This window comes from Streptomyces sp. NPDC053541 (assembly GCF_044544705.1).
Lineage (GTDB): Bacteria > Actinomycetota > Actinomycetes > Streptomycetales > Streptomycetaceae > Streptomyces.
Genome location: NZ_JBITXM010000011.1, coordinates 221,423 through 246,230, shown reverse-complemented (window position 1 = coordinate 246,230; position 24,808 = coordinate 221,423). Strand labels below are relative to the sequence as shown.

At 76.0% G+C, this 24,808-nt stretch carries 16 protein-coding genes; 11 read left to right on the top strand and 5 right to left on the bottom strand.

The window, feature by feature from the left end:
- The first annotated feature begins 171 nt into the window (after positions 1-171).
- Together ACIGW2_RS27750 and ACIGW2_RS27745 are read left to right on the top strand one after the other, a co-directional pair.
- Positions 172-1,455: a sensor histidine kinase gene (locus tag ACIGW2_RS27750; protein ID WP_399846716.1), complete on the top strand. Its 1,284-nt coding sequence runs from the start codon at positions 172-174 to the stop codon at positions 1,453-1,455.
- A 37-nt stretch (positions 1,456-1,492) separates the two neighbouring features.
- Positions 1,493-2,227: a response regulator gene (locus tag ACIGW2_RS27745; protein WP_391655518.1), complete on the top strand. Its 735-nt coding sequence runs from the start codon at positions 1,493-1,495 to the stop codon at positions 2,225-2,227.
- A 60-nt stretch (positions 2,228-2,287) separates the two neighbouring features.
- On the opposite strand, the gene ACIGW2_RS27740 is transcribed toward ACIGW2_RS27745, so the two are convergent.
- Positions 2,288-4,276, bottom strand: a complete 1,989-nt coding sequence (locus ACIGW2_RS27740) for a protein kinase (protein ID WP_399846714.1) — start codon at positions 4,274-4,276, stop codon at positions 2,288-2,290.
- 390 nt (positions 4,277-4,666) lie between these two features.
- On the opposite strand from ACIGW2_RS27740, the gene ACIGW2_RS27735 reads away from it, so the two are divergent.
- The 8 genes from ACIGW2_RS27735 (at position 4,667) to ACIGW2_RS27700 (ending at position 20,812) form a co-directional block, all read left to right on the top strand.
- Positions 4,667-6,085 (top strand): DEAD/DEAH box helicase, encoded by a 1,419-nt coding sequence (locus ACIGW2_RS27735; RefSeq protein ID WP_391655516.1) that lies wholly within the window; start codon positions 4,667-4,669, stop codon positions 6,083-6,085.
- A 347-nt stretch (positions 6,086-6,432) separates the two neighbouring features.
- The gene (locus tag ACIGW2_RS27730) at positions 6,433-7,299 is read left to right on the top strand and encodes a DUF4132 domain-containing protein (RefSeq protein WP_399846713.1); all 867 of its coding nucleotides are present in this window, start codon (positions 6,433-6,435) and stop codon (positions 7,297-7,299) included.
- Positions 7,296-12,206, top strand: a complete 4,911-nt coding sequence (locus tag ACIGW2_RS27725) for a DNA-binding protein (RefSeq protein WP_399846711.1) — start codon at positions 7,296-7,298, stop codon at positions 12,204-12,206. The genes ACIGW2_RS27730 and ACIGW2_RS27725 overlap by 4 nt, the downstream gene beginning before the upstream one ends.
- Positions 12,207-12,423: 217 nt before the next feature.
- Positions 12,424-13,578 (top strand): AAA family ATPase, encoded by a 1,155-nt coding sequence (locus tag ACIGW2_RS27720; RefSeq protein ID WP_356068647.1) that lies wholly within the window; start codon positions 12,424-12,426, stop codon positions 13,576-13,578.
- A complete protein-coding gene (locus ACIGW2_RS27715) occupies positions 13,575-17,342 on the top strand; it encodes a DUF5682 family protein (protein WP_399846710.1) in 3,768 nt (1,255 codons plus the stop codon). Before ACIGW2_RS27720 ends, ACIGW2_RS27715 begins: the two co-directional genes overlap by 4 nt.
- Complete coding sequence (locus tag ACIGW2_RS27710) at positions 17,339-19,252, top strand: hypothetical protein (RefSeq protein ID WP_399846709.1); 1,914 nt, start codon at positions 17,339-17,341, stop codon at positions 19,250-19,252. The genes ACIGW2_RS27715 and ACIGW2_RS27710 overlap by 4 nt, the downstream gene beginning before the upstream one ends.
- A 275-nt stretch (positions 19,253-19,527) precedes the next feature.
- Positions 19,528-20,160, top strand: a complete 633-nt coding sequence (locus tag ACIGW2_RS27705) for a dihydrofolate reductase family protein (RefSeq protein ID WP_361581618.1) — start codon at positions 19,528-19,530, stop codon at positions 20,158-20,160.
- A 67-nt stretch (positions 20,161-20,227) separates the two neighbouring features.
- Positions 20,228-20,812 (top strand): hypothetical protein, encoded by a 585-nt coding sequence (locus ACIGW2_RS27700; protein WP_399846708.1) that lies wholly within the window; start codon positions 20,228-20,230, stop codon positions 20,810-20,812.
- 142 nt (positions 20,813-20,954) lie between these two features.
- Here ACIGW2_RS27700 and ACIGW2_RS27695 read toward each other — a convergent pair whose 3' ends face one another.
- Positions 20,955-21,332 (bottom strand): nuclear transport factor 2 family protein, encoded by a 378-nt coding sequence (locus tag ACIGW2_RS27695; protein ID WP_356068657.1) that lies wholly within the window; start codon positions 21,330-21,332, stop codon positions 20,955-20,957.
- 70 nt (positions 21,333-21,402) lie between these two features.
- Complete coding sequence (locus ACIGW2_RS27690) at positions 21,403-22,821, bottom strand: MFS transporter (RefSeq protein WP_399846706.1); 1,419 nt, start codon at positions 22,819-22,821, stop codon at positions 21,403-21,405.
- A 103-nt stretch (positions 22,822-22,924) separates the two neighbouring features.
- Here ACIGW2_RS27690 and ACIGW2_RS27685 point away from each other — a divergent pair, with 103 nt between their 5' ends.
- The gene (locus ACIGW2_RS27685) at positions 22,925-23,533 is read left to right on the top strand and encodes a helix-turn-helix domain-containing protein (RefSeq protein WP_391655509.1); all 609 of its coding nucleotides are present in this window, start codon (positions 22,925-22,927) and stop codon (positions 23,531-23,533) included.
- Positions 23,534-23,551: 18 nt separating this feature from the next.
- Here the strand turns inward: ACIGW2_RS27685 and ACIGW2_RS27680 are convergent, their stop codons facing one another.
- Together ACIGW2_RS27680 and ACIGW2_RS27675 are read right to left on the bottom strand one after the other, a co-directional pair.
- Positions 23,552-23,752 (bottom strand): hypothetical protein, encoded by a 201-nt coding sequence (locus ACIGW2_RS27680; RefSeq protein ID WP_399846704.1) that lies wholly within the window; start codon positions 23,750-23,752, stop codon positions 23,552-23,554.
- Between the two features lie 118 nt (positions 23,753-23,870).
- On the bottom strand, positions 23,871-24,695 hold the full coding sequence (locus tag ACIGW2_RS27675; protein ID WP_399846703.1) for a helix-turn-helix domain-containing protein: 825 nt from the start codon (positions 24,693-24,695) through the stop codon (positions 23,871-23,873).
- Between the last annotated feature and the right edge of the window lie 113 nt (positions 24,696-24,808).

The following is a 24,808-nucleotide window of genomic DNA, read 5'->3' as shown; positions in this document are numbered from 1 at the left end:
GCCCGCCCTCTCCTAGGGTCGGGGCACGGGGGTGCGGGGTGGCGGGGCGGGGCGCGCGACGGGGGCGCGCCCCGCCCCGTCGGGCGGCGGCCTGTCACCATCGAGGCCGGCAGCACATTCGACTCACCTTTGAGGGACGCGCAGTTGGGGACCGTCTTCCACCATGTCCGGATGCCCGCCCCGCAGGCCCTCCGGCCGCGGCCGGCCGCGGCCGCCCTGGGCGTCGGCTTCGCCGTCGCCGGCTGCCTCATCGGCACCTTCTACCACCCCGAACCCTGGCAGCCGTTCGGCCCGTGGGCGTATCTGCTCACCCTGCTCACCGCCCTGCCCCTCGCCTACCGGGACAGGCACGCCCTCGGCGTGCTGGTGCTCTCGGCGACCGGCTTCGCCGCGTACCTGCTCCTCGGCTTCCAGCCGTCGATCAACTTCTGGTGTCCGGCGATCGCGTTCGTCTCCGTCGCCGCCCGGGAGCGCCGCGGCCACGTCGTGGCCGGTGGGCTGGTGCTCGCCGCGGTGATCGCCCTCAGCGGGGCGTGCGGCCGGCTGCCGTGGCCCGTGACGGGCGTGCAGGCGTTGATCGTTCCCGTCGTGGCCGGTGCCTTCGGGCTCTCGCAGCGCCGACTCGCCCAGCGCAACGCGGAGTTGCGGCGGCTGACGGTCCTGCTCGACGAGCAACAGCGCCAGGAGGCCCGCCGGGCCGTGCTCGACGAGCGGTTCCGGATCGCGCGCGAGCTCCACGACACGATCTCGCAGCACATGACCATCGTCACCCTGCAGACGGGCCTCGCGCAGTACACCTTCCACTCCGATCCGGCCGCCGCCCACCAGGCCCTCGGCGTCGCCGCCACGGCCGGCCGCGACACCCTGGACGATCTGCGCCGGCTCCTCGTCGTCCTGCGCACGTACGACCTCGGCGGTACGGAGGGGGCGCGCGCACCGCTCGTACCGGACGACCCGTCCGCGCCGATCCCCGACGACCTGCTCGCCGACATCGACCGCATCCCCGCGCTCGCGGAGCGCCTGGAGGCGGCCGGCCTGCGAGTCACGGTCCGCTTCTCCGGGGCCCGGTGGCGGCTGCACCCCGGCATCGAACTATGCGCCTACCGCGTCGTCCAGGAGGCGCTCACCAATGTCGTCAAGCACTCCACGGCGCGGGCGGCCGAGGTCGCCGTGGACTTCCTGGACCGCGAACTGCGCGTGACCGTACGGGACGAGGGCGGCCCCGCGGAGGCGTCCGAAGCCGGTCCGGGCGCTGCGGCGAACGCGGCGGCGAGGGCTCCGGGATCCGGGCACGGCTTGATCGGAATGCGGGAACGGGCGAAAATCTGGCACGGCTCGTTGACCGCCGAAGCGCGCCCGGGGGGCGGATTCCAGGTACGCCTCCGTCTCCCGCTGGAGCAGGATGCCTCCCCGGACACGGACACCCCCCAGGGCCGGGACCGGAGCGGCGGCTGATCCGTGACGTGAGCAACTCCCGATGCCGAGGAGCCCCGTGGCCCGCATTCTGGTGGTGGACGACCAGCACCTCATCCGCTCCGGCATCGTCGCGTTGCTGCGCACGGTGGAAGGCCTCGGTCCGGTCCTGGAGGCCGCGGACGGCGAGGAAGCGGTCGCGGTGGCGCGCGAGCACCGTCCGGACCTGATCCTGATGGACATCTCCATGCCCCGGCTGAGCGGCCTCGCCGCCGCCGAGCGCATCCTCGCCCTCGGTCTCGAACCGGCCCCGCGGATCGTGGTGCTCACCACCTTCGACGAGGACGAGTTCGTCTACGCGGCCCTGCGCGCCGGGTGCAGCGGCTTCCTGCTGAAGGACATGCCGCCCGAGCAGCTCATCGGCGCCGTCAGGGCCACCCTCTCCGCCGACCTCCTGGTGGCACCGGCCCGGATCCGCCGGCTCGTCCAGAGGCACGTGGCCGACGCGCCGCAGCACCCGCGGCCGGCGCCGCCCGGGACCGGGGCGACGAGTGTGCTCACCGGGCGAGAGGTCGAGGTGCTCGGTCTGGTCGCCCAGGGCCTCGCCAACGAGGAGATCGCCGAGCACCTGTGTGTCAGCGACTCCACCGTCAAGACGCATCTGCACCGGCTCATGGCGAAGCTGAACCTCCGCAGCCGCGCCCAGGCGGTGGTGTTCGCCTACGAGACGGGCGTCGTCCGGGTCGGCGGGCAGGGCGGTGCCGGAGGCACGGCCTCGGATGCCGGCGCCGGTGGTCCTGTGGGACCGATCTGAGCGGACCGGGCGGGTCGCCCGGTGTCGACCCGGACCGGTCCGGACCGGCCCGGACCGGCGTCAGCAGCGGGCGAGCGTCCCGCCGTCCAAAGTCGACTTGTCGCCGAACACCCAGCCCTCGGTGCTCGTGCCCGCGATGCGGGCGTAGATCCACTTGTTGGCGTAGGCGTTGGAGACGTAGCACTCGTAGGAGACCTTGGTGCCGGACTTGAGCACGGTCACATAGGAGCAGTCCGCGTACGGGCCGGTGTAGAGGTGGGTGTTCTGCGAGGCGTGGCCGGTGCCGCTGCTCTTGTCGGAGTGGGCCCATCCGGTGCAGGCCGTCGAGACGGGGACCGGCTCCTTCACCGTGGGGCTCGGTGTCGCCTTCGGGGAGGTGGAGGCGGACGGGCTCGCGCCGGGCTTGTCGCCGCCGGCCGGTGCCGTCGTGGGCTTCGTGTCCGGGTCGCCGGTCTTCTTCGTCGGGGTGGTGGACGGCTGCCCGCCGGGGTTGATCGACGTCAGGTCACCGGGGGACGTCGGGCCGTCCGTCGGGCCACCGCCGTCGGACGGGTCCCCGCCCGTCGTCGTGCTCGCGGCCGGAAGCGCCGTGCCCGGGCCTTCGGCGCCGTCGTCGCCCCGCATGCCGATCAGGGCGTACGCGGCTCCCCCGCAGGTCAGGATGGTCGCGGCGGCCACGGCCACGACGGTACGAGTGCGGCGCACGCGCCCGGCGCGGTCCGCCGTGGTACGCGTCTCGGAGCCGCCGCCGGCCTGGCTCCCGTGGCCCGCGGGCACTCCTGGGGACGGCCTGCCCGGGTACGGCGTGGCCGGATAGGGCGTGGCCGGCTGCGGCACGGTCATCGGGGCGGGCGCGGGAGCGGGCATCGGGGCGCCGTACGCCCCGGGGACGGGCGCGGCACCGGCGGGTCCGACTCCCTGCGGGCCGCCGGCCTGGGGCGTGAAGGCCTGGAGTCCGCCGGCCTGGGGCGTGAAGGTCTGGGGTCCGCCGGCCTGGGGCGTGAAGGCCTGGGGTCCGCCGGCCTGGGGCGTGAAGGTCTGGGGTCCGCCGGCCTGCGGCGTGAAGGCCTGGGGTCCGCCGGCCTGCGACGTGAAGGCCTGGGGTCCGCCGGCCTGCGGCGTGAAGGTCTGGGGTCCGCCGGCCTGCGGCGGTGCGGCGAAGGGCTGAGGCCTGGGCGGCGCCGGGATGTGGGGATCCCGGCCCGCGGCGACCGCCTCCAGCATCTCGCGCGCCCGTGCCGCGTCGGGCCGCTGGGCAGGGTCCTTGGCCATCAGGGCCCGCAGCACCGGCGTGAGGGGTCCGGCGCGGCGGGGTTCCGGGAGCGGTTCGCCGACGATCGCGGCGAGGGTGGACCACACCGAGGTGCGGCGGAAGGGCGCGGCGCCCTCGACCGCGGCGTACAGGGTCATGCCGAGTGCCCAGATGTCCGACGCGGTGCCCGGGACCTGGCCCTGGGCGCGCTCCGGCGGCAGGTAGTCGAGCGAGCCGACGATCTGGCCGCTCTGGGTCAGCTTGGCGAGGGCCTCGTCGCCCGGGGTGTCCATGCTGGCGATGCCGAAGTCGGTGAGCACGACGCGTCCGCCGCGTTCGAGCAGGACGTTGCCGGGCTTGACGTCGCGGTGGAGGACGCCGGCCCGGTGGGCGGCGTCGAGCGCGTCCATCAGCCGGGCGCCGATCGAGGCGGCCTCGCGCGGGTCGAGCGAGCCGCGCTCGGCGAGCACGTCGTCGAGGGAGGGTCCGTCGACCAGCTCCATGACGATGACGGGCAGGCCCCGCTCCTCGATCACGTCGTGCACGGTGACCACACCGGCGTGCCGGATGCGGGCGGCGGCCTGCGCCTCGCGCTGCATCCGGGCCCGCAGGTCGGCGAGGTCGGCCGGGGAGGCGTCGGTGTAGGCGCGCAGGACCTTGACGGCTACCTCGCGGTTGAGCAGCTGGTCCACGGCCTTGGCGACCACGCCCATGCCGCCGCGGCCGATCGTCGCGGTCACCCGGTATCGCCCGCCCAGCACCTCGCCGACCAGATCCCCGCCGTTCGCCGCCGTCACCTGTCACATCCCGTTCGTCGCACTGTTCGACTTCCGCCCCGTCGCGGGCCCCAGGGTAGGGGTTCGCCCGTGTGCGAGTGCGCACGGTCCGGACCTCGGCCGCGGGGCCTACGGCTCCAACGCCCGTACGCGTCCCGACATCTCACCCGAGATCAGGACACCGCGGCGGTGCGGGAAGGGTGCCGGGGCGGGGAATCCCCGCAGCGGCCGTCCGCCGAGCCTGCCGTCGGGTCCACCGCCCGCTCCGCGCTCGCCGTCGCGGCGGCGGGGTCCGCTCCCGGTCGGGGGTACGGCCGGGGATCCGGCCGGGATTCGGCCGGGATTCGGCCGGGCCGCCCCGACCGTGTTTTCCTTGGTGGGTACCCCCTCATCGACGAAGGCACGGCTTCCATGACCCGCTCGGCCCGTACGGGAGACCTCACCGGCCTCGCCGACCTCACCGGCCACGCCGGCACCCCGGCGCTCCCGGCGGTGGACCGCTTCGACGCGATGGAGCTGCCGGAGGCGGTCCTGTCGACCCTGGCGGCCCAGGGGGTCACCGCTCCGTTCCCGATCCAGTCCGCGACCCTGCCCAGCGCGCTCGCGGGCCGCGACGTCCTCGGCCGGGGGCGCACCGGCTCGGGCAAGACCCTGGCCTTCGGGCTCGCGCTCCTGGCCCGCACGGCGGGGCGGCGCGCCGACGCCAAGAAGCCGCTCGCGCTGGTGCTCGTACCGACGCGGGAGCTGGCGCAGCAGGTGAGCGAGGCGCTCACGCCGTACGCCAAGGCGCTGGGGCTGCGGCTCGCGACCGTCGTGGGCGGTCTGCAGGCGGGCCGGCAGGCCGGTGAGCTGCGGGCCGGGGCCGAGGTGCTGGTGGCGACCCCGGGCCGGCTGCGGGACCTGGTCGAGCGCCGCGACTGCCGTCTCGACCAGGTGGCGGTCACGGTCCTCGACGAGGCCGACCAGATGGCCGACATGGGGTTCCTGCCGCAGGTGACCGAGCTGCTCGACCTGGTGCGGCCGGACGGGCAGCGGATGCTGTTCTCCGCGACCCTCGACCGGGACGTCGAGCTGCTGGTCCGCCGCTACCTCCACGATCCGGTGGTCCACGCGGCCGAGCCGCCCGGGGAGCCGGCCTCGGGGGCCGAGCACCACGTGCTGCACGTGCACGGTGCGGAGAAGTTCGCCGTGGCCACGGAGATCGCCGCGCGCGAGGGGCGCGTGATCATGTTCCTGGACACGAAGGCGGCCGTGGACCGCTTCACCCGGCACCTGGTCTCCGCCGGGGTGCGGGCCGCCGCGCTGCACGGCGGAAAGTCCCAGCCGCAGCGCACCGACACCCTGGAGCGCTTCCGCACCGGGGCGCTGGGCGTCCTGGTGGCGACCAGGGTCGCCGCCCGCGGCATCCACGTCGACGACCTGGACCTGGTCGTGAACGTCGACCCGCCCGCCGACGCCAAGGACTACCTCCACCGCGGCGGCCGCACGGCACGGGCCGGTGCCTCCGGCAGCGTCGTCACCCTCGCCCTGCCCGACCAGCGCCGCGACCTCTCCCGCCTCCTCGCGGAGGCCGGAGTCCGCGCGCGCACCGCCAAGGTCGCCCCCGGCGACCCCGAACTGCGCCGCATCACCGGAGCCAAGGCCCCCGCTGTCACGCCCGACGGCGGCAAGTCCCCCGCCGGTCGCGACGCGCGCGGCGGCGCGGCCTTCCGCGGCATCGGCACGGTCCCGGGCAGGCCGGGCCGCGCCAAGAACGAGTCCCGCAAGTCCGCCGAGGCCCGCCGCACGGCCGAGGCCCGCAAGGCCGCCCGGGTCCGGCGCGGCCGGTAGGTTCCGCCCGGCCGTCTCTCCGGCGGGCGCCGGAACTCCCGGCGCCCGGGACCGCACCACAGCGCCGGACAACACGGCACCGGACAGGCCCGCGAGGCCCCCGGACCATGTGCCTACGGGCCGCTCCCCCACTCCCTCGTCACAGCGCGTCCTCGCCGCTTCCCCTCGCGGGCCGCGCCGCTGACCGCCCGTCGGCGGGCCGGAGCGCGGCACAGGGCCGGGAGCGGGGCGCGGGGGGCGTTGTCAGTGGGGCTGGTTAGTCTCCTCACATGTCGCAGCTCAGGGGCCTGATGGCCCTTGGTTCGGGCTGCGCGGGCATCTGACGGACAGGCGGAGGGGCACGGCTGATGGCGTGGCTGGCAGCGGGTGAGGGGTACGAGATCACCCTCGAGGACGGGCGCGTGGTCGCGCGGCGCGCCGGGGGGCGGCAGTTGAAGTCGCTGCCGAAGGCCTTGCGCGACAGTCCCGAGGTCGACCGGCTGCGCCGGCTGGCCGAGTGGCTGGAGCGGCACGAGGCCTCCTGCGTGGCCCAGGTGGACGCGTGGATGGTGTCGTCGCTGCCGGTGCCGACCGAGCTGATCGCGCGGGTGTGGCCGGACGAGGCGTGGCAGGCGGCGCTGCGTGACATGGCGGTCGTGGGCGACGATCCGGACGAGGTGGGCTTCCTGCGGGACGTGACCGCCGACGGCGAGCTGAAGGTGGTCGACCTCGACGGCGAGACCGTGCGGCTGTCTCCGCGGACGGTGACGCTGCCTCACCCGGTGCTGCTGCCGGACCTGGACGACGTGCGGGACTTCGCCGCCGATCTCGGGATCACCCAGAAGGTGGAGCAGATCCACCGCGCGACCTGGGCGAAGCCGGAAGGTCCCGAGGCGGGGCGCCCGGAGACGGCGACGGAGGTACGGGACTACGCGGGCGGGAAGTTCGCCTCGCGGTTCGGTCTCGCGGCGCGGGCGACGAGCCTCGGCTACCGGGTGTCGGGCGGTTACGCGACGTGCAAGGTGCGCGACGGGGGCCGCAGCACGGAGGCGTCGGTGTGGATCGGCGAACCGTACTGGGACGGGGAGTCGGAGACCGGCGGGCTGAGCTGGCACGACGAGGAGGGCCGCGCGGTGCGGCTGACGGAGGTCGGACCGGTGGCCTGGTCCGAGGGGATGCGCATGGCCGCTGCGCTGTACGCCGGCCGCACGATCGAAAAGGGTGGGGACGCGTGACCGGCACGGGTGGGAACGACAACAAGGAGCTGCTCGCGGCCGGGGCGGTGCTGCCGGCCGACGCGCGGGACGCGGGCCCTTCGGCGGTCGAGCTGACCGCGCGGACGTACCGGCACTCGGTGCTCGGTGAGGACCGGGTCGTGGTGCGGCTCGCCGCCGCCGAGCTGGGGGCCGCCGAGGACCTGGCGGCCGGGTTCCTCGGGCTGGAGCCGGAGGGCGAGCCGGCCGTGGTCGGTCTGGGCCGGCGGCAGGAGCTGGGCTTCCCCGAGTGGGTGCTGGTGCACCACCCGGAGGACGGGCACCACGCGCTGGCGGTCGTGCCGGAGCTGGACCGGCTGGCCCGGCAGGCCAAGACCAAGCCCAAGGCGGCCCTGGACGCCTGCCACGAGCTGGCGGGGCGGCTCGCCGCGTCCGTGCCGCACTTCCTGCCCGTCTTCTACGAGCAGGCGGCGCGCATCTTCCTGGGCGTGGAGAACGCCACGTACGCGGGCCAGTTGTTCGGCCGGGCCCGGACGAGCGAGGCGCAGCACGGTCTCGCGGTCGACGAGGACCGGCTGGACTCCGTGTTCCTGGAGTTCGCCCTGGCCGGCGCGCTGCCGGTGAAGGTCCTGACCGGTTACGGCAAGGAGCTGTCGGCGCGGCTGGAGCCGGCCGAGGCGTACGCGCGGTTCCTGCGCCTGTGCGTGCGCCGGACGGCGGGCGGGCTCGCGCCGTCCGCGCAGGCCGCGACGGAGCTGAAGCGGCTGGCGCGTGCGGCGGCCCTGTCGGGCGGCGAGGCGGAGCAGGACTATCTCGCCGAGCTGCTGCCGCTGCCGGCCACGCTGCGGGCGGCGCCCGGCTGGTGGAAGTCGCACCGCGCGGCGCTGGTGGCGCTGGCCCGGCGAGTCCCGTCCGTGCGGGGGCAGTTGCTGTCGATGACGCCGTCCGGTGACGACGGGACGATGACCGAGCTGTGGCTGGAGATCCTGGCGGACTCGGGGGCCGACGCCGGTCTCGCGGACGCCGGTCTGCCCGCGGAGGAGCAGTGCTCCGACGGCGCGGCGGGCTGGCTGGAGCGCTTCCACGTCGCCCGGCACCGCGGCTGGGGGCCGCGCCCGACGCCGCCCGCGCTGCTGGCGCTGGTGGAGCGGGCCGCCGGCCGGCTGCGGGCCGATGTGGCGGCGCGTCCCGAGGGCGAGCGGTTCCTGCGGATCGGTCTCGAGGACGTGAACCTCCTGGACCTGCTGCTGTCCCTGGACGTGCCGGTCGCCGACCCGGAGGAGAAGAAGCTCCACGGGCGCAGCAGCGGCCTCAACCTGTCGGACTGGGCGCGCGGCGAGGAGCCGCGGGACCTGGTCGCGCTGGCGGCCGACCCGCGGTTCCGGCCCGCCTTCGAGCGGGGCGCGTACAGCTACAACAACGCGGGCTCCGGCGCGGACGTGATGCGGCGGCTGGCCGCCTCGCCCGGTGGCCGGCCGATGCTCGCCGAGTGGATGCGGAAGGTGGCCGTCTCGTCGGTGGCGGCGGGGCTGCCCGGTCTGCCGAAGGCGATCGAGCGCCTGTCGTGGCTGCCGTCCGAGGCCCTCGCGCTCGCGCCCGAGGAGGTCGCGGCGGCGGCCGCCGCCGATCTCGGCGAGAGCCTGGCGCGCACGCTGCGCGGCGGCCTGTGGGAGGAACTGCGCTGGCCGGCCTGGGAGGAGGCGCTCACCGAGCTGGCGCCCGGCCGGAAGAGCAGCGAGGGCCTGACGGTCGTCGAGGCCTGGCCGTATCTGATCGTGGCGAACGCGACGCAGGTGCGGGTCATCGACGCCGACTCCACGGTCCTCGTGCACGACCTGCGCGTGCCGACGAAGTCGGTGTGGCGGACCGGCTTCCAGTACGTGGACGGTGCCCTGCTGGTGTGCTGGAGCACCTACGGGGCGGGCGAACCGCAGGGCTACTGGCACACCGCGCCCGACACCGTGTTCACGGTGGACGCCGAATTCTGGGCGGTGCGTTCGGCGCACACGAGCCTGCAGCTGCCCGGTGGCGGCCGCACGACCGGCGGCGGCGTCGTGCACGTCGGTGACACGAAGCTGCCCCGGTGGCGGGCGCTGCTGTCCGACGGCCCGTCGTACTGGGTGTGGCAGCAGCCGGACGGTGACGACCGGGGCGGCTGGGTCGAGTACGACCCGGTGAGCGGGGCGTACGGGCGGCGTTCGCTGCCCGGCTTCCTCGCCGACGCGCTGCCGCGGCACCCGGCGGGGGCCGAGTTGTCGGCCGCCTCGTGCTGGCTGCGGCCCGCTCCGGAGGTGGCGGGTTCGGTCCAGGGGACGTCCGCGGACGGGCTCCTCGGCTGGCGGGTCGTGCGGCTGCCGGAGGGCGGCTTCCACGGCGAGGACACCCGCGGACGGGTCGTCACCCTGCCGCGCGGCGCGGACCGTCCGGTCGCGGCGCTGGCCTTCCCCGGTGACGAGCGGCCGCGGGCGCTGACCGAGCAGTGGCGTCAGCTGTCGCTCGTCGACCCGGAGGGCGTGGTCACGGCCACGGCCCACAGCGACCACCGGCAGGAGCTGTACGGGACCGCCGCGCTCGCGCTGCCGCCGGTGGCGTATCTGCACATGATGCGGCCGCGTGATCCGGAGGGCTCGGCGGCGCTGCGGGCCGTGGACGCGGAGTCGGCCGGCGTGCTGCTCAAGTCGGCGCTGCTCGCGGAGCGCGGGGAGGGCTTCCCCGAGCTGGTGAGCGCCGCACTGCCGCAGATCTCGGCGCCCGAGCTGATCGCCGGCGTGGTGCAGACGCTGCGTTTCGCGGTGCGGCAGCAGAAGGCGCTGGACTCCGTGGCCGAGCGGCTCGATCCGGCGGCCGAGGCCGTGGAGGCCAGGGCCCAGGGCCCCAGCGACCACGTGCTGGCCAAGGCGCTGCACGGCATCGTCCACACCGGGCACTACCGCTACGGCGCGGACGGCGACGTGACCACGCGGTTCCTGGAGACGCTGGCGTCCGTGCGCGCCGACGCGTCGGCCGAGGCCGTGCCGGGTCGGCTGCACTTCGACATGCCGGCGCTGCCCCACACGGGTCTGGCATTCGTCTCGCTGCTGGACGAGCCGGCCGCGATCGCCTACCGGGCCGTCGCGCCGGGCAGTGCCCCGGAGGGCCGGGAGGCCCTGTTCTCGGTCCTGGACCGGGTGGAGGCGCTGGGGCTGGCCTCGACGGCGGCCTCGGGCGCGCACTGGCGCCGGCTGCTGCTCCACGTGGCGACCCCGCATCTGACGGCGCCGGACGGGCGGACGCGCCATGGCTCGCACCGCAGTGTGCTGCCCCTGGGCGACGGCGCGGCGCTCGCCATCGGCGAGTACAACCAGCACGTGCCGGACGGTTGGGAGTTCGGCGCGCTGATCCACGACCCGAGCGGCCGGTTCGAGGTGCCCGCGCCGTACACGGTGCGTGCCGAGAGCCCGGTGGGCGACCGGACGCGCGGCGCCGACTGGCTCGCGCGCTTCCTCGAAGAGGCGCGGGCACGCGGGGAGGCGCCCTTCGTGCCGGAGGCCGCCGAGGAGTTCGGCCGGCTCACCGGGGTCTCGGGGGCATTGGCCCGGATCCTGCTCGTGGGCCTGCCCGAGGTGGACAGCTGGGAGACCAACTTCCTGCCGACCGAGCTGCGCAAGACCCTCGGGCTGAAGGTGGCCGAGGCGGGGCAGGCCCGTGAGGAGCTGCGCACGCTGCCGGTCGAGGTGCGCCGGGCGGTGCTCGCCGCGCTGCTGCCGGACGACCCGGCGCGCCTGTGGACCGAGGGCCCGGACGTGGCGGCGGCGGCCGCCGTGTGGAACGAGAAGGTGGGGCGCCGCCGGCAGGTGCCGGACTGGCTGGCGACGGAGGCCGCGCGTGCCGTGCGCAGCGGCTGGCGCGTCCACCGGGCGCTGCCGGCGCTGCTCGACCCGGCGTCGTCGCCGGAGCTCGGCACCGACGTGGCCTGGCGTATCGAGGGCGACCGTCCGGTGACGGCGGCCCCGGCCGACGCCCCGTTCACCTCGTCGGTGCTGGTCGGCGCGGTGAGCCTGCTGGCCTGGCTGGCCCACCGGCTGCCCGCGGGCGATCCGGTGCGGGCGGCGCTGCCGGGTGCGCTGACCGCCGTGCGGCAGCGGCTCGCGGCCCCGGAGCTGCTGATCGCCGTGGGGCCCTACACGAGCCTCGCGGAGTTCCGGAGGGTGGCGGGTGCCCCGACGGAGACGGCGCCGGACCACGAGCGGTACGGCGCGGTGCTCATGGCCACCGCGCGGGACGGCCGGCCTCTGCCGGCCCTGCGGCCCGCGCTGCTGGACTCCACCGGTTCCGATCCGTATCTGGTGGCGCTGCGCGGCGACGACCAGCAGCCGACCGCCGTCGAGACGGCCCTGCGGCGGGTGCACGACCCGGCGTTCGCCCGGCTGCTCGCCGACCCGGGCGCGCCGCTGGCCGGTGCGGCGGACGACGAGGGGCAGTGGTGGCCGCAGGACCCCTCGCGTTCGGTGCCCGGTCTGGTGGCCGAGGTCGCGCAGGCCCGCGGTCTGGGCGCGGACGCGGCGACGCTGTATCTGATGCTGCTCGCCCTGCCGGACCCGACGGACCGCAACACCGCGCGGTGGACGGGGTGGAAGCCGGCGCGGCTCAAGGCGGCGCGGGCCGAGCTGGCGGAGACCGACCTGGTGGTCTCGGGGGCACGGACCCGGGCGGGACGCTCGCTGTTCCTGCCCGGCGCGTGGGCGGAGCAGTCCTCGCCGGTCCTGCCGGTGGAGCAGTGGAAGCTGCCGCTGTACGGGGTGGTCTCCGGCACCGGCCCGGTGCTGGGCGCCCTGCTGCCGACGGAACCGGCGGCGGAGCTGTTCGCCCGTGCCTGGCAGCGGATCCTCGACGGTGACCTGCCGCGCTTCGAGGAGCTGAAGGTGCGCCGGACCCGGCGCCGCCGCTGAGGCACCCCGAGGCCGGGGCGCCGCGCCGCCATGGAGGCACCGCGTCCTCGCGGAGGCGCCGCCACCCCGGCGCCGGCGCCCGGCGTTCCCGGCCGCCGCTGACCGGCCGCCCGTCGTCAGCACGGCGCGGCGCACCCGCCCGGGGTGCGCCGCGCCGGTGCCCCGTCCCGTCCGCACATCCGTCGAACCCCGACGCACCTTGACGAAGGAAACCCGCATGACCGTCACCGAACAGACCCCGCCCGTCCGGCAGGGCCAGCCGGCCGAGGAGCGCCACGCGGCCGAGCTCGCCTTCCTCGCCGCCCAGGACCCGGGCCCCCGCCCGCCCGGCTGGGCACTGACCCCGCGCGCCGTCGTCACCTTCGTCTGCGGCAGCGACGGCGAGGAACTCGCCCTGCCCGAGCGGCGGGCCGGACTGCCGTCGAAGCTGGTGATCGCCCCGAAGTTCGTGGGCGAGCGGGCCCTGGTGGAGCGCTGTGTGGTCACCCTCGCCGGCGAGCGCGGACTGCTGCTCACCGGTGAGCCCGGCACGGCCAAGTCGATGCTGTCGGAGCTGCTCGCGGCCGCCGTCAGCGGCAGCAGCGCACTGACCGTGCAGGGCACGGCGGGCACCACCGAGGACGCGTTCCGCTACGGCTGGAACTACGCCCTGCTGCTGGCCCAGGGCCCCACCCCGCAGGCCCTGGTGGACTCGCCGGTGCTCGCCGCGATGCGGGCCGGCCGGGTGGTGCGGGTCGAGGAGATCACCCGCTGTCTGCCCGAGGTCCAGGACGCCCTCGTCTCCATCCTGTCGGACCGGCGGATCAGCGTGCCCGAGCTGACGGCCACCGAGGACGCGGTGGTACGCGCCGCGCCCGGCTTCACCGTCATCGCCACCGCCAACCTGCGCGACCGGGGCGTCTCCGAGATGTCGGCCGCGCTCAAGCGCCGCTTCAACTTCGAGACGGTGGACCCGATCGCCGACGCCGACGCCGAGGCGGTCCTGATCCGCCGTCAGGCCGTCGCCGCGGTGCAGCGGGCGGGCGCGGCCTTCGCCGTCGACGACGCGGTGCTGGACGCGCTGGTCACCGTCTTCCGTGACCTGCGCTCCGGGCGTTCCACCGAGGGCTGGGACGTGGAGCGGCCGGGCACGGTCATGTCGACGGCCGAGGCCGTGCAGGTGGCGGCCTCGCTGGGAGTGGCCGCCGCCTATCTGCCGGGCGGGGACGTGCTGGACCTGCTGCCGGGCCATCTGCTCGGTGTGGTCCGCAAGGACGACCCGGCCGACCACGCGCGGCTCCTCGGCTACTGGGACGGCCCGGTGCGCCGCCGCGCCGAGAACGGCTCGGCGATGTGGCGCCGGCTCTGGGACCTGCGCGGGAGCCTGCGGTGACGACGCTGGATCCCCGGGCGGCCGTGGACGCGCTGGCCGCCTCGCGCGCGCCGTACCTGCTGGGGGTGCGCCACCACAGTCCGGCCCTCGCCGCCGTGGTGCCCGACCTGCTGGAGGAGGCGCGGGCCGAGGTGGTGTGCGTCGAGCTGCCCGCCGACTTCCAGCCCTGGCTGGAGCACCTGGCGGACCCCGAGACGGTCGCGCCGGTGGCGCTCGCCGGCGCGGGCGAGGCCGGGCGGCTGTCGTTCTACCCGTTCGCCGACTTCTCGCCGGAGCTGGCCGCGGTCCGCTGGGCCCGCAGCCACGGGGTGGAGGTCGTGTGCTGCGACCTTCCGCTGGACGATCCGGGCTGGTCGGCGCGGGACGAGCTGCCCGAGGGTCCCGCCGCCGTCGACGAGGCGCCCCACGCGGCTCCCGACGACGGGAGGGTACGGGAGCGGGGGCGCCGTCGGTACGCCGAGGCGCTCGCCGCCGCCGGGACCGGCCGGGACGGCGACGACCTGTGGGACCGTGCGGTGGAGGTGCTGGCTCCGGGATGCTCCCCGGAGGCGGTGCGCCGGGCCGCGCTGGGCGTGGGCTGGGCGCTGCGCGCCGACGGCACCGTGCCCGCGACCGACCTGGCGCGGGAGGAGCGGATGCGGCGGGTCATCGCCACCGCGTCGGCGGGCGGGCGCCGGGTGGCGGCCGTGATCGGCGCCTTCCACGCGCCCGCGCTCCTCGCCCCCGCTGCGGCCGGCGGCGACGAGGCCGAGACGCCGGGCGGGGCGGAGAAGGCCGCCGCCGTCCCGGCCCAGGCGGGTGCGCCCGGGGCGGAATCCCCCGCGCAGTCCTCCCGTACGGGGGCCGCCGCGGGCGCCGAGGGCGCGGTGGTGACCTCGCTCGTCCCGTACTCCTTCGACCTCCTGGACTCCCGCTCGGGCTACCCGGCGGGAATCCGCGACCCGTTGTGGCAGCAGGCCGTGCTCACGGCGGCCGGCGATCCGGAGCGGCTGCGGGTGGCGGCCTCCGACGCGGTCACGGCCCTGTGCCGGGAGCTGCGGCGCGCGGGGCACACCGCGGGAACCGGCGAGGCCGCCGAGACCCTCCGTCTGGCCTGCGACCTGGCCGTCCTGCGCGGGCTGCCCGCGCCCGGGCGCGGCGAACTCCTGGAGGCCGTCACCACCGTCCTCGGCCAGGGCGAACCGCTGGGCCGGGGCCGGGCCCTGGCCCGGGCGCTGGAGGCCGTGTTCGTCGGCGCCGCGCGCGGCCGGATCAGCCCGCACGCGCCCCGGTCCGGTCTCGGCCCCTCGGTGGAGGCCGAGCTCGCGGAGCTGCGGCTGCCCCGGCCCGACGACCCGGACCGGCGAGACCTGCGGCTCGACCCGCTGCGGTCGCCGCTGGACGGGCGCCGCGAGGTGCTGCTCCAGCGGCTGCGGGTGATCGGCGCCTCGTACGGCGAACCCCTGGACGTGGCCGGCACCGGCGACGGCACCGCGCTCGGCACCAAGTGGCGTGTGACCTGGACGCCGTCGGTGCCCGCGCGGCTCGACCTGGCGGGCGTGCGCGGGGTGACGGCGGCCCAGGCCGCCGCCGGCACACTGGCCGCGACGGCGCGCCGCGAGGCCGCCGCGGGCGGGCCCACGCCCGAGCAGATCCTCGCCGGGCTTGCCGCCGCCGCGCGCTGCGACCTGCCCGAGCTGGTCGACGCGCGCCTCCACGAGGCCGCCGCCGTGCTGCCCGACAGCGCAGGGCTGCCCGAACTCCTCCAGGCCGTCGACCTGTTGGAGGGGCTGCGGCGCGGCCACTTCCCCGGTACGACGCGGGACGCCCGCGCCATGGCCGAAGCCCTCGGTGAGGAACTCCTGGAGACCGCCGTCCGCGCGCTCCCGGGACTCGCCGGGAGCGACAGCCCCGCCGACGCCGCCGCGCTGGTGGCCCTCGCGGACCGCGCCGCCGCCCGTCACCTCGGCATCCGGCTGGACCGGGCGCTCGCCGAACTGGCCGCGGACGGCTCCCCGATGATCCAGGGCGCCGCCCTCGCCGTACGGGTGCTGCTCGATCTGGACGACGCGGCCCGGCTGGGCGAGCGGACGGCCGGCTGGATCGACGGCGCCACGGCACCCGACACGCGCCGGGCGCTGACGAAGCGCCTCGGCGGCCTGCTCACGGCCGCCGGGCCGCTGCTCCAGACCTCGCCCGACGCGCTCGCGCCGCTCATGGACCGGGTCGACTCGCTCGCCGACCAGGAGTTCCTCGACCGGCTGCCGGCCCTGCGCGGCGGCTTCGACGCGCTGGCCCCGGCCGCCCGCGACCGGCTGCTGACCCGCGTCACGGAGTGGCTCGGCGACCGGCTCGACCTGTCGCTGGACGCCCCGGCCGAACTGCTCGCCCTCTGGGCGGCGGCCGACGCGGCCGGCTCGGCAGCCCTGAAGGCCCTCGGACTGCCGGGTGCCGGCCCGGACACCGGCGCGAGCACGCGCTCGGACATGGACACGGACGCGGGCACGGGCACGGGCACGGCCCCAAGCATGGACACGGGCACGGACGCGAAGACGGATGCGGGCACGAGGACGGAGGCGGACAGGAGGACGGAGACGGCTCCGGTCGCGGCTGCGGAGCCGGCCGAAGGCCCCGGGTCCTCCCTCGCGTCGGAACCGGCGCGCAGGCTCGGTCCCGCCGACCGGTGGCGGCTGCTGCTCGGCCGCCACAAGGAACGGCTCGCCGGGGACGCCCGGCGTTACGCCCAGGCCCTGGACGAGCTGTACGGCCGTGGGCGCGGCGAGGGCTCCCAGGATCTGGACGGCGGCGTCTCGGGTCAGGGCGGCGGCCAGGAGCAGTCCTTCCCGACGGCCCGGGAGTGGGCGCAGGAGCTGGAGGCCCTCTTCGGCGCCGACGTGCGCGAGGAGGTCCTCGCGGAGGCGGCCGACGCGGGCCGCACCGACGTCCTCGCCCAGCTCGACCCGGCGGCGGTGCGCCCGTCCGTGGAGCTGCTCGGTTCGGTGCTGTCCCTGGCCGGCGGCATGCCGGAGGCGCAGCTCGCCCGGCTGCGTCCGCTGGTGAAGCGGCTCGTCGACGAGCTGTCCCGGGAGCTGGCCACCCGGCTGCGCCCGGCGCTCACCGGCGTGGCCACGCCCCGCCCCACCCGCCGCCCCGGCGGGCGGCTCGACCTCCCCCGTACGCTGCGGGCCAATCTCGCCCACACCCGGCGGACGGACGACGGCCGGCTCGTGGTCGTGCCGGAGCGCCCGGTGTTCAGCACGCGGGCGAGCAAGGAGGCCGACTGGCGCCTGGTCCTGGTCGTCGACGTCTCCGGCTCGATGGAGGCCTCGGTGATCTGGTCGGCGCTGACGGCGGCGGTCCTGGGCGGGGTGCCGACCCTGTCCACGCACTTCCTGGCCTTCTCCACCCAGGTGATCGACCTGACCGACCGGGTCGACGATCCGCTGTCGCTGCTCCTGGAGGTCCGGGTCGGCGGCGGTACGCACATCGCGGCCGGTCTCGCGCACGCGCGGTCGCTGATCACCGTACCGAGCCGGACGCTCGTCGTCGTGGTCAGCGACTTCGAGGAGGGCGCCCCGCTCGGCGGGCTGCTCGGCGAGGTGCGCGCCCTCGCCTCCTCCGGTGCCCATCTGCTGGGCTGCGCGGCGCTCGACGACACCGGCGCGCCGCGCTACTCGGTGTCGGTGGCGCGTCAACTCGTCGCGGCCGGCATGCCGGTGGCCGCCCTCAGTCCGCTCGAACTCGCCCGTTGGGTGGGCGACCGCCTCCGTGGAGAAGCCCGTTGAGCACCGTACTGCTGCCGCCCGTCGCACCCGATGTCCTCGCCGACGCCGTGGAACAGCTCAGCGCGCGGCTGCGCAAGAAGCTCGACGCGGCGATCGCGGACTGTGCCGAGCGGGCCGTCGTCGCGGCGGACGGCTCGGTCGAGGTCCGGTTCGGCGAGGACGCCGCGGTCACGCTGCGCCCCGGCCCGTCCGGCACGGTCACGGCCGCCGAACAGGCCGTGTGCTCCTGCCTGCTGGCCCCGCGCTGTCTGCACCGGGCCGCGACGCTGGGCGCGGCGCCGCTGGCGGACGGCGAGGAGAGCGCGGACGACGACGGGGGCGCCGGCCCGACGGCCGACGACAACGGCGACTCGGGCGAGGGCGCGGTCGCGGACACGGACGCGGCCTCCGTGTCCGCGACCGGCACCGCCGCGGCGCCCGCGACGTCCGCCCCCGCGCCTTCTGCCCCCGTCCCCGCCTCTGCGCCTGCTCCCGCGCCCGCCGTCACCGAGGCGCAGGTGCGCGCCGCGGGGGCCCTGTGGGAGGCCGCCGCCGAGGCGCTGTCGGCCGGTGTCACGGCGGGCGGAGCGGTGGTGCAGGCCGAGCTGCTGCGCGCCGCCCACACCGCGCGGCTGGCCGGGCTGCCGCGGGCCGAGGCCGCGGCGCTGCGGGTGGTACGGGGACTGCGCGCCGCGCGGGAGCGCAGTTCGGGGCAGGGCCTGGGCGATCTGGCCGGGGCCTTCCGCGACCTGCTCGCGGGTGCGGCCCTGCTCGCCGCCGGTTCGGCGGACGGGGGCGCGGCGGGGTCCGCGCGCCGGGTCTACGAGCAGGGCGGCAGCCTGCGGGTGTTCGGCCTGTGCCGGGAGCCGGTGCTGTCCGCGACCGGGTACGGCGGGGTGACCACGCACCTGCTCGGTGCCGACGGCGCCGGCTACACGGTGTCGGACGTGCGGCCCGGCGGGCTCGCCCGGGTGAAGGGCGCCGGGTCCGCGTCGGTGGCGCTCGGCGGCGGCGTGCTGGACCACGCCGGGCTGGCCCGCGGCGGTCTGCTGATCGTCGGCGCGACCGTCTCCGCCGACGGGCGGCTCGGCGCGGGCAAGAAGGTCAGCGCGACGCCGCTGCGCGGGGTGGACTGGTCCGAGGAGCCCGCGGCCGCGCTCTTCGCCCGGCCGGTGCGGGAGGCGATGGCCGCCGTGCTCGACCACGCGGCGGCCGAGGGGGGCGACCCCGCCGGTCCGGGCGCCCGGCTGCTGGGCTGCGACGTGGAGGTGGTCGGCGCGGCCGGCGACAGTGTGGTGGTCCGCGTCGCCGGGGACGGACCGCTGCTGCGGCTGCGCCCCGCCCACCCCCACCCGGAGTTGCCGCACGCCGGCAACCTGCGGCGGATCGCCGAGCACCCGGGGGTCGCGCTGCGCGTGCTCGGACGTCCGGACCTGGACCGGGCGGCGACGCTCCGGCCGCTGGCGGTCGGTCCGGTGCCGGGCGCCGCGGCCACCCTGCGGCTGCCGGAGGCGTGGCAGGGCCGCGCCGACCTGGGCTACGACCGGCTCCAGGGCGAGCACTTCCCCCACGGGACGGCGCGCCCGGCGGCCCCCGGGCCGGTGCCCGCCGGTCCGGACCCGCTGGCGGACGCGCCCCTGTGGCGGGTGCGGCGCCTCCTGGAGACCGGCGTCGCGGGCGGCCGGCGGGCCGTGGCGGAGGCGGGGCGCGGGACGGACGCGGCGGCGCTCGCCGCCCGGCTGGCCCGGGCCGGACTCGGCGGGGCGGCCGATCTCGCGCGCGCTCTCACCGCGGAGGCCGGCCGCCGGCCCCGGGACGCCTTCGGCCGCCTGACCGACCCCTCGGCCGACGCCTACGCCCGGGCCTGGCTGGCCTCGGCCGTCCACCTGGCGGCGGCGGAGCGCTCCCTGGTGGCCGCGTCCTGGTCCTGAGGCCGCGCGCCGCGGCCGCCGCACGAGTCCCCCGCCGGGCGGGTCGCGTGCGGTGGCCGCGGCGCCCGACCGGGTGAACGGACGTTCGCGCCGATGATTCCGGGCCCGTCCGGGGGTCTACCTCTTGAGGAGACCGTTCGACCCGAGACCGTTCGACCCGAGACCGTCCGATCCGAGGGGTCCGACCCGAGACGGTCCCGCCCGCCGAATTTTCGACCCGCCGTTCGACCCGAGACCGTTCGACCCGAGACCGTTCGACGCATCAGGAGCACGCCATGGGCCTCATCCACATCGCCATGTTCTCGACCCTCGACCTCGTCGGGCAGGCGCCCGGCGGCCCCGACGAGGACCCTGAGGGATTCCCCTTCGGCGGCTGGCAGGCGCCCCTGATCGACGAGGCGACCGGCGACCGGATCCAGGCGGCGTACGAGGGCACGGACGCGCTCCTGCTCGGCCGGCGCACGTACGACATCTTCGCCTCGTACTGGCCGCAGCAGGACGACTGGTTCGGCACGCTCTTCAACCGCATCCCGAAGTACGTGGCCTCCCGGGGCAAGCCGGATCTGTCCTGGGCCGGCTCCGAGCAGCTGGGCCCGGACCTGCCCGGCGCGGTGCGCGCGATCCGCGAACGGCACGAGCAGGTGACGGTCGTCGGCAGCCTGAACCTGGTGCAGACCCTGCTGCGCGAGAAGCTCTTCGACCGCCTGGACCTCTGGCTGCACCCCATCGTGCTCGGTGTCGGCAAGCAGGTCTTCGAGGACGGCGCCGTCCCCACCAACCTCACCCTCCTGGAGCCCCCGGTGGCCAGCCCCAAGGGCACGGTGCACCTGCGCTACGGCCGCGCCGAGGGCACGCCCGCCACGGGGGACATGAGCGCCCCCGACCTCGGCCTGGGCGACGCGTCCTGACCTATGCTGGGGCGGCCGGCGCCGGCCGCCCCGGTCCGGCGGGGAAACCCCTTCGAGGAAAGCACCGTTGACTCCGTACTCCCTCGCCTTCTACCTGGACGTGATCACGTCGGGAACGGTGCTCGGCGCCCGGCCGACCGACGGCCCCGAGCAGGTCTCGGCCGTCCTCGGGAGCGACTTCGCCGAGAACTCCCCCGACGGCCGCGGCATGTGGCGCGATTACGGCCTTGCCGAGTTCTTCTGGCAGCGGGAGTCGCCCGACCACCCTTGGGTGGGGCACCACTTCACCCTGCAGGTGCACCGACTGTCGTCCCTCGGCGGCGCCGCCGTCAACCCCGTGATCCGCGCGCGGTACGGCCGCTTCGCCCGCCGGCTCCGCCACGCCAAGCTGGAACGGCTGCTGGACCGGCGCGGTGTGCGTCTTGAGGAGGTGCCGGACCCCAACGGCCCGGAGTACGCCCTGCACTGGCAGCCCGACTCCCGGGTGTCGGTGCTGACCCGCCGGACCACCCGGAGCGGGCAGGGGCGGCGCGGGAGCGGGGAGTGCGCCGGGTACGTGTACGCCGTGCACTCGTCGACGAGCGCCGAGCAGGTGGCGTTCTACCGGGCGCGCTACGGCGGGCCGCGGGCCGGGGCGGTGCCGCCGGTATGACGCCCTTCCCCCGAACGCCGAGGGAGGCACGTCCGGGGCAAGCACGGCGACAGAAGGCCGGCTCATGAGGCGGACGGTTCAGGAGGGGGACGGTTCAGGAGGCGGACGGTTCAGGAGGCGGACGCTTCAGGAGGGGGACGGTTCAGGAGGGGGACGGTTCGATCTCCCCCGCGAAGACGATGACCTGGTCGATGAGGCTGCGCCGCAGATGGACGACGTCCGTTCCCGCCAGACGGGGGCCTCCGTCCGGCGTGGTGAAGACCCACTGGTACCGGGCCCACTCACCGGGCATGTCCACCGCCGAGCAGCGCACCATCGTGCCGGTGCCGGCCGGGTGGCGGCGGATGTCCCGCACGAACCCCTCGACCGCCGCGATGCCTTCGCTGCGCCCCAAGGGACCCCAGAAGACCACGTCCGAAGTCAGTGCCTGGGAGAGCAGGTCCGTCACGCGGCTGTCGTCCGAGGCGTTGAACGCGGAGATGAACGTGTCGATGGCGGAGCGTGCGATCTCTTCCTGCATGCCCCAGTCATACCAGCCGTTTCGCCTGCGCTCGTCCGGCCTGCCGCCTTCCGGCCACGGTGCGCCCCCGTCACGCCCGGTCCGGGCCCGGGGCGGTCCGCTGCGGGCGGGCGGCCCGGGCGACGAGGAGGAGCAGGGCGCCGCAGGCGGCGACGAGGATCCAGCCGGGCCGGGAGGCCCGCGCGAGCTCCGTGGCGTCGGCGGTCGCGACCAGGCCGCCGGCGAGGGCGATGCCGAGGGCGGCGCCGAGTTGGCGTGCGGTGGACGTGATCGCCCCGGCCACGCCCGCGCGGTCCGGCGGCAGCGCACTCACCGCGGTGTTGGTGATCGGGGCGTTGGCGAAGCCGAACCCGATGCCGATGAGGGCGTACGCGGTCAGCAGCAGGAGCACGCTGGTGTGCGGGCTCAGCCGGACCAGGCAGAGTCCGCCGGCCGTGAGGAACCCGCCGGCGAGGAGCAGGGGCAGCCGGGGCCCCGCGCGGCCGACCATCCGGCCGGACCACGGGGCGCAGACGAGCGCGCCGAGGGCGAGCGGAAGGCTCGCCACGCCCGCGGCGAGCGGCGTCCACCCCCGGGTGTGCTGCAGATAGAGGGTGTTGAGCAGCAGGGTCGTGTTCAGGGCGACGAAGACCGCCACGGCTCCGACGACGGCGCCGCTGAAGACCGGGCGCCGGAAGAGCCGCGGGTCGACCAGGGGTTCGGGCCGGCGGGACTCGACCCGGACGAACGCGGCGGTCGCCGCGGCGGCTCCCGCGTATCCCGCGAGTGCCGCGGGCGAGGTCCAGCCGATGCGCGGTCCTTCGATGAGGAGCCCGACCACGGCGGCGAGGACCACGGTGAGCAGCAGCTGCCCGGGCAGGTCGAGCCGGCGGGTCCGCCGCTCCCCCGACTCCGGTACGAAGAGCGCGCTGAGCAGCAGCGCGGCCGCGACGACGGGTGCGTTGACCCAGAACAGCGCCCGCCAGTCGAGCCCGGCGAGGAGCGCTCCGCCGGTGACGGGCCCCGCGGCCATGCTGAGTCCGAACACCGACGCCCAGACGCCGATCGCCTGCGCCCGCTCCTTCGGGTCCGGCATCGCGTTGACCACGATCGCGAGGCCCACGGGGCTGAGCATGGAGGCGCCGACGCCCTGCAGGGCGCGCGCCGCGACGAGAGCACCGGCCGTGGGGGCGAGGGCGCAGAGCAGGGAGGCCGCCCCGAAGAGGACGAGGCCGCACTGGAAGATCCGGCGGCGTCCGAAGCGGTCCGCCAGGGCGCCGAAGGAGATCAGGAGGCTCGCCAGGACCAGGGTGTAGGCGTCGACGATCCATTCGAGTCCGCGGGTGTCGGCTCCCAGGCCGCGGCCGATGGCGGGCAGGCCCACGTTGACGACGGTGGTGTCCAGGCCCACCAGGAACATGCTCAGGCAGCAGACGGCCAGTACGGTCCAGCGTCTGCGCGCGCTCAGTACGGGGGCGACGGGTGGTGGTGTGGTCGCGGTCGTGGTCATGGCGTGCCTCCGAGGTGCGGTCCGGGAACGGGGTGCGCGGACAGATTCGGGCCGAGCGGTGGCCGTGGCCCACGCTTTTTGCGAACCCTGCAAAACTGGGCCCATGGACACAGGAACCGCCGAGGACGACGGCGTCGAGCTGGAGCGCATCCTCGAGGGCATCGGCCCGCGGCTGCGCCGCCTGCGCAGGGAACGGGGGCTCACCCTCGAAGCGCTCGCGGGGACGACGGGAATCTCGGTCAGCACGCTGTCCCGCGTGGAGTCGGGCATTCGCCGCCCGACCCTCGACCTGCTGATCCCGCTGGCCCGGGCGCACCGCGTGGCGCTCGACCAACTGGTGGCGGCACCGGCCAGCGGCGACCCCCGGGTCCACCTGAGGCCGCTGCGCCGACCGGGCGGCAGCGTCCTCGTACCGCTGACGCAGTACCCGGGCCGGGTGCAGGTCTTCAAGCAGGTCCTCGCGCCCCGGCCGCCGGAGCTGGTCACCCACGAGGGTTACGAGTGGCTCTACGTGCTCGCCGGCCGGCTGCGTCTCGTCCTCGGGGCGCGGGAGTTCACGCTGCTGCCGGGGGAGGTGGCCGAGTTCGACACCACGGAGCCGCACTGGTTCGGCCCGGCGGACGATGCCGCCGTGGAGATCCTCCACCTGTTCGGCCCCCGCGGCGACCAAGCCGTCGTCCGCACCGGCCCGTCGGCGTCCCCGCCCGGGTAGCCGACGGGCCCGCGCGGCTCAGCGGGGCAGTGCGGCGAGGGACGCGGTCACGGCGGCGGTGAGCGTCACGACCGAGCCGAACGCGGTCGCCGCGCGCAGAAGCGCGGCCGGATAGGTGGCCCCGTCCAGGCGGGCGAGCTTGCCCGCCGCGGCGGCGGCCAGGAGGGCCACGACGAGGGCTACGGCAGCGCAGAGAAGGACGATGACGAGATCGGACACGACGACTCCCGGAGGTGTGGGGCTGAACTGATGCGTCGAGCGTCCCGTCGACGGTGTTCAGCGAGGTTCGGGCGGGCGAAGACGAACGCCGCCGACCACAGTTGCATCACCAGGAAGGTCAGAAGCCCTCCGGGAAGCAGGGCGCCACCTGGCCGTAGAACGCGTCGAGCAACGGCCAGGGTGCGATGACGCCGCCGCTCGTCTGGCCATCGAGGAACCCCTGCAAGTGGAGGAAGTTCAACGAGTCGATGTCGAACTCGGCCAGGAACACCATCGCAGCGGTGTAGACCTCGGCGTACACGTCCTCCATCGCCGGGTCGGATGGAGAACGGTCGTCGAACACGACGGCGAGGTAGACGAGGACGAACATCGCTTCCACCGCCTCACGAGGGCTCTTGATCCGATCCTTGAACGCGTGGCATTCCTCCGCGCACTGCACCATCAGGGCGGGGAGCCCGGGATCGTCCGCCCGCACGGCGCGGTGAACCAACACGGTCCTGATCCTCAGCCCGACCAACGGGAACTCCCGTACCTTCCCGTGGAGCACGCGCAGCAGGTTCGTGGGGCGCTGATCCAGGTATGCGTACGTGAACCTGGACTGCGGGCCTCCGGAAACGCCGGACGCCTCTGCGTCAGCAGCCGTGCAGGCGAGCGCCCTGAGCCCGAGGAGCGGGTCCGCCGGCGTCCTGAGGGCCCGCGCCAAGGAGACGAGGGTGGCTTCGCTCGGCACGGTGCCCCCGTTGAGCGCCTGACTCGTCGTGGTCCGCCCGAGCCCGGCACGCCGCGCCAGCCCTCCCATGGTGAGCCCCTGCTCCACGCGCAGGCGCCGCAACAGTCGCTTCAAGCTCTCCAAGGGCTCAGCGGCATCCGCGTGCTGCCTCACCGGCTCGGCCGGACTCAAGAGATGAGCCTCGCGACGGCCCGCATCCGTTTGCCTGTCCATGACGACAGCTTGCCCGCCAGGGCCTGTTGGCGGTGGCCGATGCGCATACCTGGGCCGCCGCTCGCCGGCCGGAGGCGTGGGTATCCGCCGGATTCGGGGCGCCAGAACACCTG

Bases quoted from the DNA above. Each gene is read 5' to 3' on its own strand.
- ACIGW2_RS27750 (WP_399846716.1), top strand. From the start codon at position 172: ATGCCCGCCCCGCAGGCCCTCCGGCCGCGGCCGGCCGCGGCCGCCCTG.
- ACIGW2_RS27735 (WP_391655516.1), top strand. From the start codon at position 4,667: ATGACCCGCTCGGCCCGTACGGGAGACCTCACCGGCCTCGCCGACCTC.
- ACIGW2_RS27730 (WP_399846713.1), top strand. From the start codon at position 6,433: ATGGCGTGGCTGGCAGCGGGTGAGGGGTACGAGATCACCCTCGAGGAC.
- ACIGW2_RS27720 (WP_356068647.1), top strand. From the start codon at position 12,424: ATGACCGTCACCGAACAGACCCCGCCCGTCCGGCAGGGCCAGCCGGCC.
- ACIGW2_RS27705 (WP_361581618.1), top strand. From the start codon at position 19,528: ATGGGCCTCATCCACATCGCCATGTTCTCGACCCTCGACCTCGTCGGG.
- ACIGW2_RS27695 (WP_356068657.1), bottom strand. From the start codon at position 21,332: ATGCAGGAAGAGATCGCACGCTCCGCCATCGACACGTTCATCTCCGCG.
- ACIGW2_RS27690 (WP_399846706.1), bottom strand. From the start codon at position 22,821: ATGACCACGACCGCGACCACACCACCACCCGTCGCCCCCGTACTGAGC.
- ACIGW2_RS27685 (WP_391655509.1), top strand. From the start codon at position 22,925: ATGGACACAGGAACCGCCGAGGACGACGGCGTCGAGCTGGAGCGCATC.
- ACIGW2_RS27675 (WP_399846703.1), bottom strand. From the start codon at position 24,695: ATGGACAGGCAAACGGATGCGGGCCGTCGCGAGGCTCATCTCTTGAGT.